Genomic DNA, 14,184 nt, shown 5'->3' on the forward strand with positions numbered 1-14,184 from the left:
CACGATGTACGTCGTGGTGTACGGCCGCCCGCCCGAGCCGTCCGCCGTCAGCCGCTGAATCCGGCCACGTTGTCCTTCGTGACCACCTTCACCGGCACCTTCACCGTCGACTCGACCTTCTTGCCCTGCACGGCCTGCAGCGCGTTGTCCACGGCGATCCTTCCCAGCTGCGTCGGCTGCTGGGCGACCGACGCGTACAGCGTGCCGCCCTTCACCGCGGTCAGTCCGTCCGGGGTGCCGTCGAAGCCGACGACCTGGACCGACGTGCCGGCCTTGGAGCCGAGTGCCTTGATCGCGCCGAGCGCCATCTCGTCGTTGGCGGCGATGACGCCCTGGACGTCCGGGTGGGCCTGGAGCAGGTTGGACATCACGTCGAGGCCCTTGGTGCGGTCGAAGTCGGCGGGCTGCTGGGCCACCACCTGGATACCGGGGTAGGCCTTCAGACCCTGCGCGAAGCCCGCCGCCCGCTCCCGGGCCGCCGACGTACCGGCCTGGCCCTGCAGGATGACGACCTTGCCCTTGCCGCCGAGTTTCTCGGCGATCGTCTTGGCGGCCAGCTCGCCGCCGGCCACGTTGTCGGATGCCACCAGGGCATCCACATCGGCCTTGTTGACGCCCCGGTCGACGGCGATGACCGGGATCTTCGCCTTGTCGGCGGCCTTGACCGAGTTGCTCGCCGCGTCCGAGTCCACCGGGTTGACGATGATCGCGCCGAGGCTCGAACTGGTGAAGTTTTGCAGCTGGTTGGCCTGCTGCGAGGCGTCGTTCTGGGCGTCGGTGACGGTCAGGTGCACGCCCAGCTTCTTCGCCTCCGCCTGGGCGCCGGCCCGGATCTGCACGAAGAAGGGGTTGTTGAGGGTGGACAGCGACAGACCCATGCGCGGGGTCGTGGTGGAGGAGGACCCGCTGTGCAGGAAGGAGGTCGCGCCGACAACCGCCACGGTCACGACGGCCGCGAGCGTGTACGTCGCCGCCTGCTTGCCCTTGCCACCCGGAGCACCGCCCGTGGTCACGGGAGTCGCCCCAGCCTTGCGGCGCACGGTGTCCAGCAGTACCGCCAGGGCGATGACGACACCGATCACGACCTGCTGCCAGAACGCCGACACGGACAGGAGGTTGAGGCCGTTGCGGAGCACCGCCAGGATCAGCGCGCCGATCAGCGTGCCGGAGGCCTTGCCGGTGCCGCCCGCGAGCGAGGCACCGCCGATGACGACCGCCGCGATCGCGTCCAGCTCATAGCCGTTGGCGGCCTGCGGCTGCGCCGAGGACAGCCGGGAGGCCAGCACGATGCCGGCGATGGCCGCGAACAGACCGGACAGGGCGTAGATGGCGAGCTTCTGCTTCGATACGCGCAGACCCGACAGCCGGGCCGCCTCCTCGTTGCCGCCGATGGCGTACATCGAGCGGCCGATGTACGTCCGGTTCAGGACGAGGGCCGCGATCAGCCCCATGACCACCATGACCAGCACGGGCACCGGCAGCCAGCCGCCGAGCGTGTCACCGAGGTGCGAGACCGAGTTCGGGAAGGCGATCGGCGAGCCCTGCGAGATCACCAGCGCGAGACCACGACCCACGGACAGCATCGCCAGCGTCGCGATGAACGGCGGCAGCTTGCCGTAGGCGATGAGGAAACCGTTCACCAGCCCGGCCACGGCACCCGTGGCGAGGCCGAGGAGCACCGCGAGCACCACCGGCACCCCGTGCTGCGTCGCGCTCCAGGCCAGCACGGTCCCCGAGAGCGCGGCCACCGACCCGACCGACAGGTCGATGCCGGCCGAGACGATCACGAAGGTCACACCGAAGGCGAGGATGGCCGTAACGGCGGCTTGGACACCGATGTTGAGCAGATTGTCGGTGGTCAGGAAGTCTCCGGAGAGCGCCGACAGGGCGATGACCAGGACGATCAGCGCGGTGAGCGCGCCGTTGTCGAGGAGCAGCCGGCGCAGGCCGCCGGGGGCGCCCGTCGCGCCCGTCGGTCTCTTGAGCGTGTCAGTGGCCACGGCTGGCCTCCATCTGGGTCTTGTCGGTCTTCTCGGTGGTGGGGGTGGAGACGGCGAGGGACATGACGGCGTCCTGGGTGGCCTCGTCGGCGGTGAGTTCACCGGCGATCCGGCCCTGGGCCATGACCAGCACCCGGTCGCTCATGCCGAGGACCTCCGGCAGGTCGCTGGAGATCATGAGTACGGCGGCCCCGGCGGCGGTCAGTTCGTTGATCAGCTGATAGATCTCGACCTTGGCGCCGACGTCGATCCCGCGCGTCGGCTCGTCGAGGATCAGCACCTTGGTGTCGGCCAGCAGCCACTTGCCGATGACGACCTTCTGCTGGTTGCCGCCGGACAGGGTGCGCACCTGCTGCCCGAGGCCCGCCATGCGCACGCCCAGCTGTTGGGCGATCCGCTCGGCTGCGACGCGCTGTGACGTGCGGTCCACGAACCCGCCCCGGGTGGCGGCGCGCAGGGTGACCAGCCCGAGGTTCTCCTCGACGGAGGCGTCCAGCACGAGCCCCTGCCCCTTGCGGTCCTCGGGCACGAGCCCGATCCCGGCGGCCATGGCGGCGTTCACGTCATGCCGCTTGAGCCGTGTCCCGGAGACGGTGACGGCCCCGCCGTCGTAGGGATCGGCCCCGAACACGGCCCGTACGACCTCGGTCCGCCCGGCTCCGACGAGCCCGGCGATCCCGACGACCTCGCCGGCGTGCACCTCGAAGCTGACGTCGTGGAACACCCCGTCCCGGGTGAGCTCCTCGACGGACAGCAGCGCGGCGCCCCGGTCCGGCCGTTGGCGCGGGTACTGCTGCTCGATGGACCGCCCGACCATGAGCCGTACGAGCTCGCCCTCGGGCGTGGCGGCCGGAACCTGCCCGACGCTCTTGCCGTCCCGGATGACGGTGACCCGGTCCCCCAGGGCGGCGATCTCCTCGAGGTGATGGGTGATGAAGACGATCCCGACGCCGTCCTCACGCAGCGAGCGCACGATACCGAAGAGCTTCTCCACCTCCTCCGAGGTGAGCACGGCGGTCGGCTCGTCCATGATGAGCACGCGCGCGTCCAGGCTGAGCGCCTTGGCGATCTCGACCATCTGCAGCCGGGCGATACCGAGTTCACGCACACGCGCGCGTGGTGACACATGGACGCCCACGCGCGCGAGGAGGGCTTCGGCGTCGGCCTCCATCTTCTTCCGGTCGATCATCCCGAAGCGGCGAGGCTGCCGCCCGAGAAAGATGTTCTCGGCGACGGTCAGATCGGGAACGAGGTTGAACTCCTGGTAGATGGTGGCGATTCCGAGCCGTTCGGCGTCCTGCGCACCATGGATACGCACTTCGTGGCCGTCGACGCGAATCCGTCCGGCATCGGGCGTGTAGGCCCCGGAGAGCATCTTGATCAGCGTGCTCTTGCCGGCGCCGTTCTCACCGAGCAGCACATGGACCTCGCCCCGGCGCAGATCGAAGTCGACGCCGTCGAGCGCGACCACGCCGGGGAAGGTCTTGCGTATGCCCTCGATGCGCAGCAACTCGTCCGGGTTGCTCACGACGTGCTCCTTTGCACTGGGGAGGGGGACTGCGTGGGGGTTGGAGATGGCGGTGGCTCACCGCACGAGCGGCGTACGACGAGCCGGGCGGGCAGGGTGACGGACCGGGGCGTGCGCCCCTCGATGCGGTCGACGAGGGCCCGTACGGCGGCCCGTCCCAGCTCACCGGTCGGCTGGGCGATCGCGGTGATGGGCGGGTCGGTGTGCACGAACCAGGGGATGTCGTCGAACGCGGCGAGCGCGATGTCGTCCGGCACGCGCAGCCCACGCGCGCGTACGGCGTCCAGGGCGCCGAGTGCCATGAGGTTGTCGGTGGCGAAGACGACGTCCGGGGGCTCGGGGAGATCCAGGAACCTCTCGGTGACCCGCCGCCCGCTCTCGGCCTGGAAGTCGCCCTGGCCTATGTAGGCGTCGGGGAGCGCGAGCCCGTACTCGGCGAGCGCGGCCCGGAAGGCCTCGACGCGCTCACTGCCGGTCGTGGTGGCGGCGGGCCCGCCGATGATGGCGAGCCGCCGGTGCCCGAGGGAGTGGAGATGGGCGACGAGATCCCGTATGGCGGCCTGCCCGTCGGCCCGTACGACGGGCACGTCTATGCCCGGGATCCACCGGTCCACGAACACCATGGGCGTCCCGGCGCGGGCTGCGTCGAGCATGAGCGGCGACCCGCCGTCGGTGGGGGAGACGAGCAGCCCGTCGATCCGCCGATCCAGCAGGTTCCGCACGTGATGATCCTGGATCTCGGGCTGCTCGTCGGCGTTCCCGATGATCACGCTGTACCCGAGCGCCCGGGCTTCTTCCTCGACGGAGCGGGCCAGCTCTGTGAAGTAAGGGTTCAGCACGTCGCTGATGACGAGCCCGAGGGTGTGGGTCTGGTCGGTCCGCAGGGAGCGGGCGACGGCGTTGGGCCGGTACCCCAGCTCCTCGACGGCGGCCAGCACACGCGTGCGTGCGTCCGCGCTGACCGACGGGTGCTCGTTCAGGACACGTGACACCGTGGCCACGGACACCCCGGCCCAGGCGGCGACATCCTTGATACTCGCCAACGCCGGCTCACCTCCTCGTGAGACTCCCTGATGGAACGGACGGCTGTGTAACCGTGGAGTCGTGTAATCGATTCCATGGCGTGCCGTAGGAAGGATTGGAAACGATTACATGAGGCGAAGGCAAGGGGGTGAAGATGGCCGAAACCTAATCGTGACCGGGGTGGGATGAGGTGGGGCCGCCGTCGTGGTGCTCCTTGGCGAGGGGGCCACGGGCTTGGCCAACGACACGACGTCGACGTCGCTGCTCGGTCTCGACGGGGTGTCCTTCGTGCCGGGTCGAGGCACCGGCCCGGTGAAACGCGTCGGGTGCACCTGATCACGGCGGACGAGGTGGCGCGGGCCCGCCCCGGTCGCCGACACCCCGCTGCCCAAGGTGAAGGTGCTGGGCATCGACGAGACCCGGCGGGGCAGGGCGAAGGGGGAACAGGACTTCGGCAGCGGGACGTGGCTTGCGACCCGGGACCGGTGGCACACCGGCTTCGTCGACGCGGCCGGCCATGGCGGGCCGCTCGGCCAGGTCGAGGGCCGCACCGCCGCCGACGCCTCACGCCGGTCCTCGCGACCGGCGTGGTCAGCCCGGTGACGGCGGCGGCACAGAACGCGAGCAGCAGCCACACAGCCCTGACGCCCGCCTATGGCGGGGGTGACGAGGGCAGGTGTGAGAGGGCACGGGTGTCGGGGGGCTACAGGCCCAACAGGTCCCACCGGCCCCAGGGGACGCAATGGCAGGGCGGCTGCAAGTTCGAGTGTTGTGCGGCTGGTTGGTTCTCGGCCAAGGAGTAAGGGCACGCGGGACTTTGCCTTGTGCCACCTCTCTGTAGTTCCGAGCCACCACGCCACACCGCAGCCGAGGAACGAGACACCTGCCGCGTACAGCAGTCCCCATCCCGGCTCGTCCACGCCCATGAGGAGGATGGTGCCGACGATGATGAGCCTGGCGATGCTTACCACCCCGATCATCTGGGTCGCGAAGGCTGAGGCTGCGCGCCGCCGGTGCTCGATCGGTCCCAGCCGCCGGTGCCTCCGAACTGCAGCTGCCGAGAGTGCGGCCCCCGGCAAGAGGATCAACGACGGCAGCAATGACGAGAGCAAGGTCCAGGAGGTCATCCGACGACGGTGGCGCTCGCCCTTTCTAGCCGACGCTAGGCGGTGGACCACCGCTTGCTCGCCCTCGTCACGGCCCGGCCGTGCCCTCAGTTACATGACTCCCGTGTGGTTGGACACGCGGATGCCTCCGCGGCGGCCCGTCCGGCTCGGGCATGGTGATCAGGAGCAGCGTCACGTCGTCGTCATGGGCGGCCGGGTCCGGAATGAGGGTCCCGATCAGGTGGGCCGTGGCCTCATCGAGGATCTCCGGGCCGACGGGAGCGTCCTTCAGCGAGATGTCGAGGGTGCGCGCGAGGACGTTGATCTGGGAGTCGATGTCACTGCCGGGTCTTTCGACCAGTCCGTCGGTGAAGAGCGCGAGAGTGCTGGCCGGCGGCAGCCGATGAGTCGTCTCCTGGAACGACAGCCCGACGCCGCACGAATCGTTGACGCCCAGTGGGACACTGACCGGTGCCCGCAGCCGGTGAGCGGATCCTCTGGGGGGCACCGCGAGGACCGGGAGGTGTCCGGCCGAGCACAGGGTGACCTCCCGGGCGTCGTGGTCGATCACCAGGTAGCAGCAGGTGACCAGCTGGTCCGCCAGGTCGCTGACGAACGCGTCAAGACCGGTCATGACCTGGCAGGGGGGTATGCCCGTGCGAGCCAGGGCGTGGGCGGCGGCGCGCAGCTGGCCCATGACGGCCGCCGCGTCCAGGCCCCGGCCCATCACGTCGCCGATGACGATGCCGGTACGGCTCTGATCGAGGGGAATGATGTCGAACCAGTCACCGCCGACTCCGGGGTCCTGGACGGAGGCGAGGTACCGGTGGGCGCTGGGCAGGTGCGGCAGGCGTGGCGGCTCGCCCATCAGGCTGTGCTGCAGGGTGTAGGCGATGCGTCGTTGCTGCTCGTAGCGCTTGGCGCGTTCGGCCTCGGCGTGTCTGCGTTCGGTGATGTCCCGTACGGTCAGGAACACCAGTGTGTCCTGTTCGGCATGGAAGGTGCTGACGCTCACCTCGGCGGGGAACACACCGCCGTCGCTGTGCAGCCCGTACAGGCCCCGGTCCAGGACTGCCGGCTTCGGGTCGGCCAGCCGCAGGTACCGGTGCAGGAGCGCGCTGTGCAACGGACGCCGCGGGCCGGGCACCAGGTCCTCGACTTTGGCGCCGACGATGTCGGCTGGCGCACGGCCGAACAGGAACTCCACCTGTGCGTTGGCCATGACGATGACGCCGTCGCCGTCCGTGATCAAAGTGGCGTCGGGCGCGGATTCCAGCAGCGCGAGGAAGCGCCGGTTGGCCCGCTGGACCTCGCGCTGGGCCGCGACTCGTTCGGTGATGTCGGCGAGCACGCCGGCTACGGCGTAGGGCGAGCCGCACGGGTCGTTGAGTGGGAACAAGGTGGCGAGGAAGTCCCGTGGACCTCCTGGCAGGTCGAAACTCTCCTGCCGCTGTACGGGGGTGCCCTGTGCCAGCATGCCGAGGTCGGCGGCCCGCGCCCGATGCGCGATGTCCGGCGGCAGGACGTCCCGGTCCCGGTGGCCCAGTACCCGTTCTCGGGACAGGCCTGTGGTCTCCTCGAACGTCGTGTTGACCGCCAGACAGCGGCCGTCCAGGTCCTTGATGAACACGACCGCGGGCGTGTGGTCCATGAAGGCCTGCAACAGTTCCTTCTGCCGCACCTGCCATTCGGCACGGGCGTGCGCCATCTCGATGCGGCGGCCCACGACCAGGGCGACGAAGAAGACAGCGGTGAACACGGTCGCGACGCCGCACACCAGCAGCGCGGTGCCCAGACGCGCCCCGTACAGCCCCGCGTCCTCACCGGCCAGCACGACCCAACCCAGCAGCAGCGGCACGACCAGGGTGGTGACGAACAGCCGGCGGCCCAGCGCGCCCGTGGTGCCGGCGTTCGTCAGCAGTCCCGCGGGGCCTTCGTCCGGCCGGGCCAGGAACACGGCGATGCCCAGCAGCACCATGGCGAGCGCGGTGTGCAGGGCCATGCCCGTATGGTTGCCGAACCGTTCCAGCTCGGGCACGGCGAAGGCGAACCCGTAGAGCCGCAGCATGCCCAGACTGAGGACGGCCAAGCCGGGGATCTGACTCGTCCAGGCGGGCACTCGGGACGTGCTCGCGCACAGTGACGCCACGCCCCCCAGCACCAGTGCCACAGCCGTGTCCGGTGCCATCCGTCCCGGCATCCCTGTCACCACCCGCGCGGTGTCGTCCTTGAAGAGAAACTCATCGATGCCCAGGCCCGTCCCGGTCACGTACTCCACAGGACAAGCCCACCGACCAAAGCGGCCAGGACCGTGGCCGAACGGGACACGGCGATCGCCCGCGGGGCTCCGGGTTTGCGAGCCACCATGAACACGGAGAGGCCCAGCACCAGCAGGGCCACAGCGGTGTCCGGCTTCATGGACGCGGTAACGCCGGGCACCGCGCCCTTCAGGACGCCGTTGCCGAGGATCCAGCCCGACAGACCCGCCGCGCCGAACACAGCCGCCATCAGGGCCGCGCCCTGAGCCACGACGCGAGCAGCGGCCACGGCGCCCTCATGGAACGGCAGTCCCCGCAGTTCCTCGGCCGACTCTCCACATTTCACCGAAACATCTACCTCTACGGATGACTCACTCTGGTGGCAGAATTCGCCAGAAAATAGAAACTTTGTTCGCTAATGTTCAAAATGTTCCATATGTAGCCTCGGCCAGGCGGGCGACCGCGTGCCGGCGTCGAGGATCATCGTGCCCTCGGTGGGCAGTTCCGCCAGGGCCGCCTCGGCGATGCGGTCCTTCTCATCGGCGGCCGTGGACTCGCGTTCGGCGAGGTCCGGCTCGAAGTCGAGGCGTCCGACCGGTATGGCGCCGCCGTGTACCCGCGGACGAGGCCCGCGCGGTCGGGGGGCCTTCAGGTCGCGGCGGATCGTCACCGCCGTCACCTGGAACTCCTCGGCCAGCGACAGCACGTCCGCCGTCACGGGCGAGCCGGAGGATCTCCTGCTGCCGCTCCGGTGCGTACATGTCCGTTCGCCTCCGAGCCATGCCCGAACGTGTGGTTTCATTTGGGAGGTTATGCCCCAATTTCTGGAAAGCAAACAGTTTCGGGCTCAATCCGGGCATGAACGGACTTAGTCAGGCCGCACGAGCTCATGCTCCCCTTCCACGACCGGGAGCTTCTCCCCGGCGTCCTCCCCCACGTCCTCGCCCGCGTTCCCGCCCGCGCCTTCCATGTGCTGAGCGGGCCGCCTCGGCAGCGCTGCTGCTGTACCCGCTCACCCCCAGGCGCGACAGACGGTCTTCGGTGTCGCGCTGTGCCGCGCGAACACGCCGGTTCTGCGTACGACGGAGACCGCGCCCAGGCCCATGTGTGGCTTCGCCGCACCGTCTGCACCGCGAGGGAATGCCGCCGAATGCTGGAGTCGGCGATGCTCGCCCGGGCGTGCGGGGCGCGTGTCTGTCGGCCGTGGGCATCACCGTGGCTCCCAGTCGACGATGGAGCCGCGGACGGCCATGATGTCCGCGGGGAACAACACGGCGGTCTGCTGCAGAGTCGTTGCGTCATCCAGAGCCCGTAGTCGGGCACCACCGGAGCCGGCGTGGTGCGGCGGGTCGTCGTGGACCATGGGGTCGTTGGCCCGGTCCACGACGGTGAGCAGCCTCGCGAACAGCTGAGGCCGCGTGCTCGTCACAGCCCTTGCTGTCGGTGCGAGCGACGCCGTTCGCAGGCGCCGGTCCGGCGCACCGCCGATCCCGCGGTGGCCACGGCCTTGCGGGCCATGCACGAGGCGCCGACGCGTCTCTGGACGGTGGCTGAACTGGCGTGCATCGGTCCGGTATCCCGATCGACTCTCACCGCGCGCTTCAAGGACACGGTAGGGCAGGGACCGCGCGAAAACCTGACGCGATGGCGCATCGAACTCGCGTCCCGGCATCTGCGGGACGGCACTGAAACGGTGGCTTCCATCGCCCAGATGCAGGTCCAAGAGCGCGTTGAGCGTCGTTTTCAAGCGGGTCGCGGGAATGCCGCCGCGTGACTACCGCAGGCAGGGTGACCTGCTCACCCCAGGCGCTCGGGAATGGTCTGCTCGACCCAGACGGTCTTGCCCTCCTCGGTGTAGCGGGTTCCCCAACGTTCGGAGCACCGCGCGACGAGGAGCAGCCCCCGGCCGCCCTCGTCGGTGGTACGGGCGTGGCGCAACCGTGGAGAGGTGCTGCTGCCGTCGGAAACCTCGCACGTTAGAACATGGCTGCGGATGAGTTGCAGCCGTACCGGAGGCCTGGCGTAGCGGATGGCGTTGGTGACGAGTTCACTGGCTATCAGTTCGGTGGTGAACCTCGCTTCGTTCATGTCCCACGCTGTGAGCTGCCGGGTGACGAGTGAGCGGGCCGTTGAGACCACGGACGGATCGCTCGGAAGGTCCGCATCGATCCCGAGCTGGGCCTGCTGCGCGTGGCACGGGTGGTGTCCGCCATCGACGGCGGGCGCATCCTCAACGAAAAGACCGCGACCAGCCAGATCGTCGGCGGCACCGTCGGCGGCATCAGCCAGGCAATGTTCGAGGAGACGGCCACCGACGAGGTCACCGGGCGCATCGCCAACGCCACGTTCGGCGACTACCTCATGCCGGTGAACGCAGATGTTCCCGACATGGACGTGCTGTTTGTCGGCGGTCCCGACCGGGCAACCGCCGTCGGCACCAAGGGAGTCGGCGAAGTCGGACTGGTCGGCCTGGCCGCGGCCATCGGCAACGCCGTCTTCCACGCCACCGGACGCCGCATCCGCTCCCTTCCGATCACCATCGACCAGCTCATGCTCTGAGAGACCGGCTCCGCGGCCGATGAGCCGCGGAGCACGCCCTCGTCGCCGGCGCCACCGTCCGGCGCTGTATCGCACCGTCGTAGTCCGGGGAGAAACCATGCTGGACATCGCACGAGAGCTGTGCCGGTTGCTTGAGCAAGGCCGTGACTTCGCCGTCGCCACCGGTCGCGGTCAGCGGTAGCGCCCCCGTGCGCCTGGCGCCGCCCTTGCCGTGGACGGCGATGGCACGGCCATCGGCTCGGTCTCCGGCGGTTGTGTGCAGGGCGCGGTGTACGACCTGTGTCAGCAGGCACTGAAAGACAGTGAGACCGTCCTGCAGCAGTTCGGGTACAGCGACGAGGACGCCTTCGCCGTCGACCTCACGTGTGGCGGGGTCATCGACATCCTGGTCACACCGGTCCGTGCCGGTGATCCGGACCGGGACGTCTTCGCTGCCGCGTTGTCCGCCGCACGCTCACAGGAGACGGTTGCGCTGGCTCGTGTTGTCTACGGGCCGGCCGAACGGCTCGGTCGCGGGCTGACAGTCCACTCCGACGGGTCAGATGAGGGGAGGCTCGGCGACGAGCCCCAGCTGGATCGCGCCGCAGCAGCCAGGGCTCGAGCAATGCTGGAACTCGGGCGCACCGGGACAGCCGTGATGGGCGAGGAAGGGTCCTACTGCGGTCGCCCGCTGACACTGCTGGTCGAATCCAGTGTCCCGGCCCCCCCGCTTGATCGTCTTCGGAGCGATCGACTTCGCGGCAGCTCTGGTACGACTCGGCAAATTCCTCGGCTACCACGTAACCGTTGTGAGATCTCATTCATGTTGAGGTAGTCGTGCGTCTCTGGTCTGTGGTCTCGCAGATGTACTGAGAGGGCGTTGTGGGGGAGGAAGCAGGTTTGAACTGCGGTCCTGCAGGTTGGATGAGACTGTCGCACATGCGGTGAGAATGCCTATACGAGACGGCAGCGCCGTTCACGATGGAACTGCGACGCCAGGCGCGGGATGACCTTGACCACGCACGCAGCCGAGCCCCGCAGACAGACCGCACCGCACAGCAGGCGCGACATGCCGCTCAGACGGCACCGGCCGTGCCGAGTGCGTGACCGTGAACCCCGCCTAACGGGCTGACCGGTGAGGTGAAGGCCCGTCTTGCGGGAGGCTGTGGCTGTGAGCGCGGGTGGCTTACATGTCGCATTAGGTTGGGTGGCATACCGGGCCTACTGATTGGCCTGGCAGGTACGCCGTGCGTTCCTGTGGGGTGAGGTCGCGGTTGATGACACGGCATATCTTTCTTACGGCCGCATCGGGTTGGAGGAGGACGACATTCCACAGCCGCGCTGTCCAATCGTCGCTGGCGGTGGCGAGGGTGTGGCCGTCGGGGCTGAAGGCGACCGACGTCACCGCATTGTTGTGGCCACTCAGAGAGGCGATGGTTTTTCCGGTGGTGACGTCCCACAGCCGCACCATGTAGTCGGTGCTGCCTGTGGCGAGGGTGTGTCCGTCGGGGCTGAACGCCAGCGACGTCACCTCACCGACGTGTTCGGTGAGGGTGGTGCGGGTTTTTCCGGTGGTGACGTCCCACAGCCGCGCCGTGTGATCGGCGCTGCCTGTGGCGATGGTGTGTCCGTCGGGGCTGAAGGCCACCGACGTCACTGAGTCGGTGTGTCCGGTGAGGGGGGTGCGGGTTTTTCCGGTGGCGACGTCCCACAGCCGCGCCGTGTGATCGTCGCTGCCTGTGGCGATGGTGCGTCCGTCGGGGCTGAAGGCCACCGAATTCACCGACTCGGCGTGTCCGGTAAGAACGGTGCGGGTTGTGCCGCTTGCGACGTCCCACAGCCGCGCGGTGCCTTCGGTGCCAGCTATGGCGAGTGTCCGTCCGTCAGGGCTGAAGGCCAGCGACGTCGGCAGGTTGCCGGGTCTGGTGAGGGTGATGCGGGTTTTGCCGGTGGCCACGTCCCACAGCCGTACGGTGAGATCCTGGCTGCCTGTGGCGAGCGTGTGTCCGTCGGGGCTGAACGCCATTGAATACACCAGGCCGGTATGTCCCGTGAGGGTGATGCGGGTTTTGCCGGTGGCCACGTCCCACAGCCGTACGGTGAGATCCTGGCTGCCTGTGGCGAGCGTGTGTCCGTCGGGGCTGAAGGCCGCCGACGCCACCGCGCCACGATGTCCGGTCAGGGTGGTTTTGTTGGTGGTGACGTCCCACAGCCGCGCCGTGTGATCGTCGCTGCCTGTGGCTAGGGTGTGCCCGTCGGGGCTGAAGGCCACCGACTCCACCCCTTTACTATGCCCGACCAGGACAGCGCGGGTTGCACCGGTGGAGACGTCCCACATCACCGCGCTGTGGTCGAGGCTGCCTGTGGCGAGGGTGTGTCCGTCGGGGCTGAAGGCTGCCGACGTCACCACGCCGTGGTATCCGGTGAGGGTGGTGCGGGTTTTGCCGGTGACGACGTCCCACAGCCGCACCGTGGAGTCGGTGCTGCCTGTGGCGAGGGTGTGTCCGTCGGGGCTGAAGGCTACCGACGTGACTATGTTGCTGTGTCCGGTGAGGGTGGTGTGGGTTTTGCCGGTGGTGACGTCCCACAGCCGCACCGTGGAGTCGGTGCTGCCTGTGGCGAGGGTGTGTCCGTCGGGGCTGAAGGCCACCGACGTCACTGAGTCGGTGTGTCCGGTGAGGGTGGTGCGGGTTTTGCCGGTGGCCACGTCCCACAGCCGCACCGTGTGATCGTCGCTGCCTGTGGCGAGGGTGTGTCCGTCGGGGCTGAAGGCCGCCGACGCCACCGCGCCGGTGTGTCCGGCCAAGCGCCGATAGCCTGGAAGGGCTGCCGCCGCTCGCAGGCTTGCAATGGACTCGGGAGTGTGGCTGGTGCGATATGCCTGAACAGCCAACAAGGAGGCGAGTTCGGGGTTCGCGCCCATGAGAGTGTCGGACTGGGTAGCGAGCTGTCTCGACAACGCTGCTTGCTGCTCGGCTACTGCCCTTTCCTGTTCGGCTACTGCTCTCCGCCACTGCCACAGGGCACCTCCTGCGGCGATGAGTGCGAGTACGAGCAGGGACGCAAGGACGGTGTTGAGGCGCCGGCTACGCCGGATGACAGCCTGTTGGCGCTGCTTGCTTGCAGCGAGAAAGGCAGCGATGTCGCCTGGCAGTCGGCGTTGCCGGGCCCATTCGAGGCCTTCGGCCAGTGCGGTTCCCCCCAGCAAGTCTCCTGGGTCAGTTGTTGCAGCCCAGCGGGCCTGCCGCTCACGGGTGTTGTCGAGCCAGTCGTGGAAGCGGTGGTCCTGACCGACCCACTCGCGCAGTGTGCCCCAGTCACGGATGAGGGCCTCATGGACCAGTTCGGCCACCGGTTCGCCTGGAGGGGCCTCGGGGCGTTGAGGCGCGCGGAGTGTTTGGGTGGTGATGATGCGATGGCGCGTGAGGGAAGCGACGACGTCGTCGACGGCTTCCTGGCTGCCCGGTCCGCCGCCAGGGGCGGCGGCCAGGTCGCGTAGTTCGTCGAGGGGGACCTGGGCGCGCACTGCGGGAACGTTACGGCTCGGGTCGGCGGGGTGTACCAGGGAGGTCAGGATCCGCCGAGCGATGGGCCGCTGCTCCGGGGACAGGCTCCTTAGACTTCATCTCATTTGGCTGCCTGGGTAGGCTGTCGTTCGTGGTGGGGATCGTTGAGCGGCTGGTGCCGGACGAGTTGTGGGAGCTGTTCCAGCGAGTGGTGCCGGAGGCGCC

10 protein-coding genes and 3 pseudogenes are annotated in these 14,184 nt (G+C 68.8%); 4 read left to right on the forward strand and 9 right to left on the reverse strand.

All coding sequences use genetic code 11. From position 1 onward, the window contains the following. Window positions 1-47: 47 nt before the first annotated feature. From ABZ865_RS39710 to ABZ865_RS39720, 3 genes are read right to left on the reverse strand one after another with little or no spacing between them, the layout of a single operon-like run. Window positions 48-2,000 carry a substrate-binding domain-containing protein gene (locus ABZ865_RS39710; RefSeq protein ID WP_361241605.1) on the reverse strand — a complete coding sequence of 651 codons (1,953 nt, stop codon included), beginning with the start codon at window positions 1,998-2,000 and terminating at the stop codon, window positions 48-50. Next, window positions 1,990-3,528 (reverse strand): sugar ABC transporter ATP-binding protein, encoded by a 1,539-nt coding sequence (locus ABZ865_RS39715; protein ID WP_361241607.1) that lies wholly within the window; start codon window positions 3,526-3,528, stop codon window positions 1,990-1,992. The genes ABZ865_RS39710 and ABZ865_RS39715 overlap by 11 nt, the downstream gene beginning before the upstream one ends. Further along, window positions 3,525-4,571 carry a LacI family DNA-binding transcriptional regulator gene (locus ABZ865_RS39720; RefSeq protein WP_361241610.1) on the reverse strand — a complete coding sequence of 349 codons (1,047 nt, stop codon included), beginning with the start codon at window positions 4,569-4,571 and terminating at the stop codon, window positions 3,525-3,527. The genes ABZ865_RS39715 and ABZ865_RS39720 overlap by 4 nt, the downstream gene beginning before the upstream one ends. A gap of 379 nt (window positions 4,572-4,950) precedes the next feature. Here ABZ865_RS39720 and ABZ865_RS39725 point away from each other — a divergent pair, with 379 nt between their 5' ends. Next, window positions 4,951-5,154 carry a hypothetical protein gene (locus ABZ865_RS39725; RefSeq protein ID WP_361241613.1) on the forward strand — a complete coding sequence of 68 codons (204 nt, stop codon included), beginning with the start codon at window positions 4,951-4,953 and terminating at the stop codon, window positions 5,152-5,154. Between the two features lie 591 nt (window positions 5,155-5,745). Here the strand turns inward: ABZ865_RS39725 and ABZ865_RS39730 are convergent. The 4 genes and pseudogenes from ABZ865_RS39730 to ABZ865_RS39745 form a co-directional block, all read right to left on the reverse strand. Beyond that, window positions 5,746-7,935, reverse strand: coding sequence for a SpoIIE family protein phosphatase (locus ABZ865_RS39730; protein ID WP_361241616.1), 2,190 nt, complete (start codon window positions 7,933-7,935; stop codon window positions 5,746-5,748). After that, window positions 7,923-8,204, reverse strand: a complete 282-nt coding sequence (locus ABZ865_RS39735; protein ID WP_361241619.1) for a hypothetical protein — start codon at window positions 8,202-8,204, stop codon at window positions 7,923-7,925. The genes ABZ865_RS39730 and ABZ865_RS39735 overlap by 13 nt, the downstream gene beginning before the upstream one ends. A 157-nt stretch (window positions 8,205-8,361) precedes the next feature. After that, window positions 8,362-8,676 (reverse strand): annotated as a pseudogene (locus ABZ865_RS39740) (DeoR family transcriptional regulator); the annotation flags it as partial. Window positions 8,677-9,125: 449 nt separating this feature from the next. Then, window positions 9,126-9,344 (reverse strand): hypothetical protein, encoded by a 219-nt coding sequence (locus ABZ865_RS39745; RefSeq protein WP_361241622.1) that lies wholly within the window; start codon window positions 9,342-9,344, stop codon window positions 9,126-9,128. Between the two features lie 66 nt (window positions 9,345-9,410). Between ABZ865_RS39745 and ABZ865_RS39750 the strand changes: the two genes are divergently transcribed. Continuing rightward, complete coding sequence (locus ABZ865_RS39750; protein ID WP_361241626.1) at window positions 9,411-9,689, forward strand: hypothetical protein; 279 nt, start codon at window positions 9,411-9,413, stop codon at window positions 9,687-9,689. 23 nt (window positions 9,690-9,712) lie between these two features. On the opposite strand, the pseudogene ABZ865_RS39755 reads toward ABZ865_RS39750, so the two are convergent. After that, window positions 9,713-10,075: pseudogene (locus tag ABZ865_RS39755) on the reverse strand (ATP-binding protein); the annotation flags it as partial. Between the two features lie 30 nt (window positions 10,076-10,105). Here ABZ865_RS39755 and ABZ865_RS39760 point away from each other — a divergent pair. Together ABZ865_RS39760 and ABZ865_RS39765 are read left to right on the forward strand one after the other, a co-directional pair. Then, a complete protein-coding gene (locus tag ABZ865_RS39760; protein ID WP_361241629.1) occupies window positions 10,106-10,474 on the forward strand; it encodes a molybdopterin cofactor-binding domain-containing protein in 369 nt (122 codons plus the stop codon). A 97-nt stretch (window positions 10,475-10,571) separates the two neighbouring features. Then, a pseudogene (locus ABZ865_RS39765) lies at window positions 10,572-11,259 on the forward strand (XdhC family protein); the annotation flags it as partial. A 392-nt stretch (window positions 11,260-11,651) separates the two neighbouring features. On the opposite strand, the gene ABZ865_RS39770 reads toward ABZ865_RS39765, so the two are convergent. Continuing rightward, window positions 11,652-14,063: a WD40 repeat domain-containing protein gene (locus ABZ865_RS39770; protein WP_361241652.1), complete on the reverse strand. Its 2,412-nt coding sequence runs from the start codon at window positions 14,061-14,063 to the stop codon at window positions 11,652-11,654. Window positions 14,064-14,184 lie beyond the last annotated feature (121 nt).

It is taken from the genome of Streptomyces sp. NPDC047085 (assembly GCF_040643735.1).
Lineage (GTDB): Bacteria > Actinomycetota > Actinomycetes > Streptomycetales > Streptomycetaceae > Streptomyces.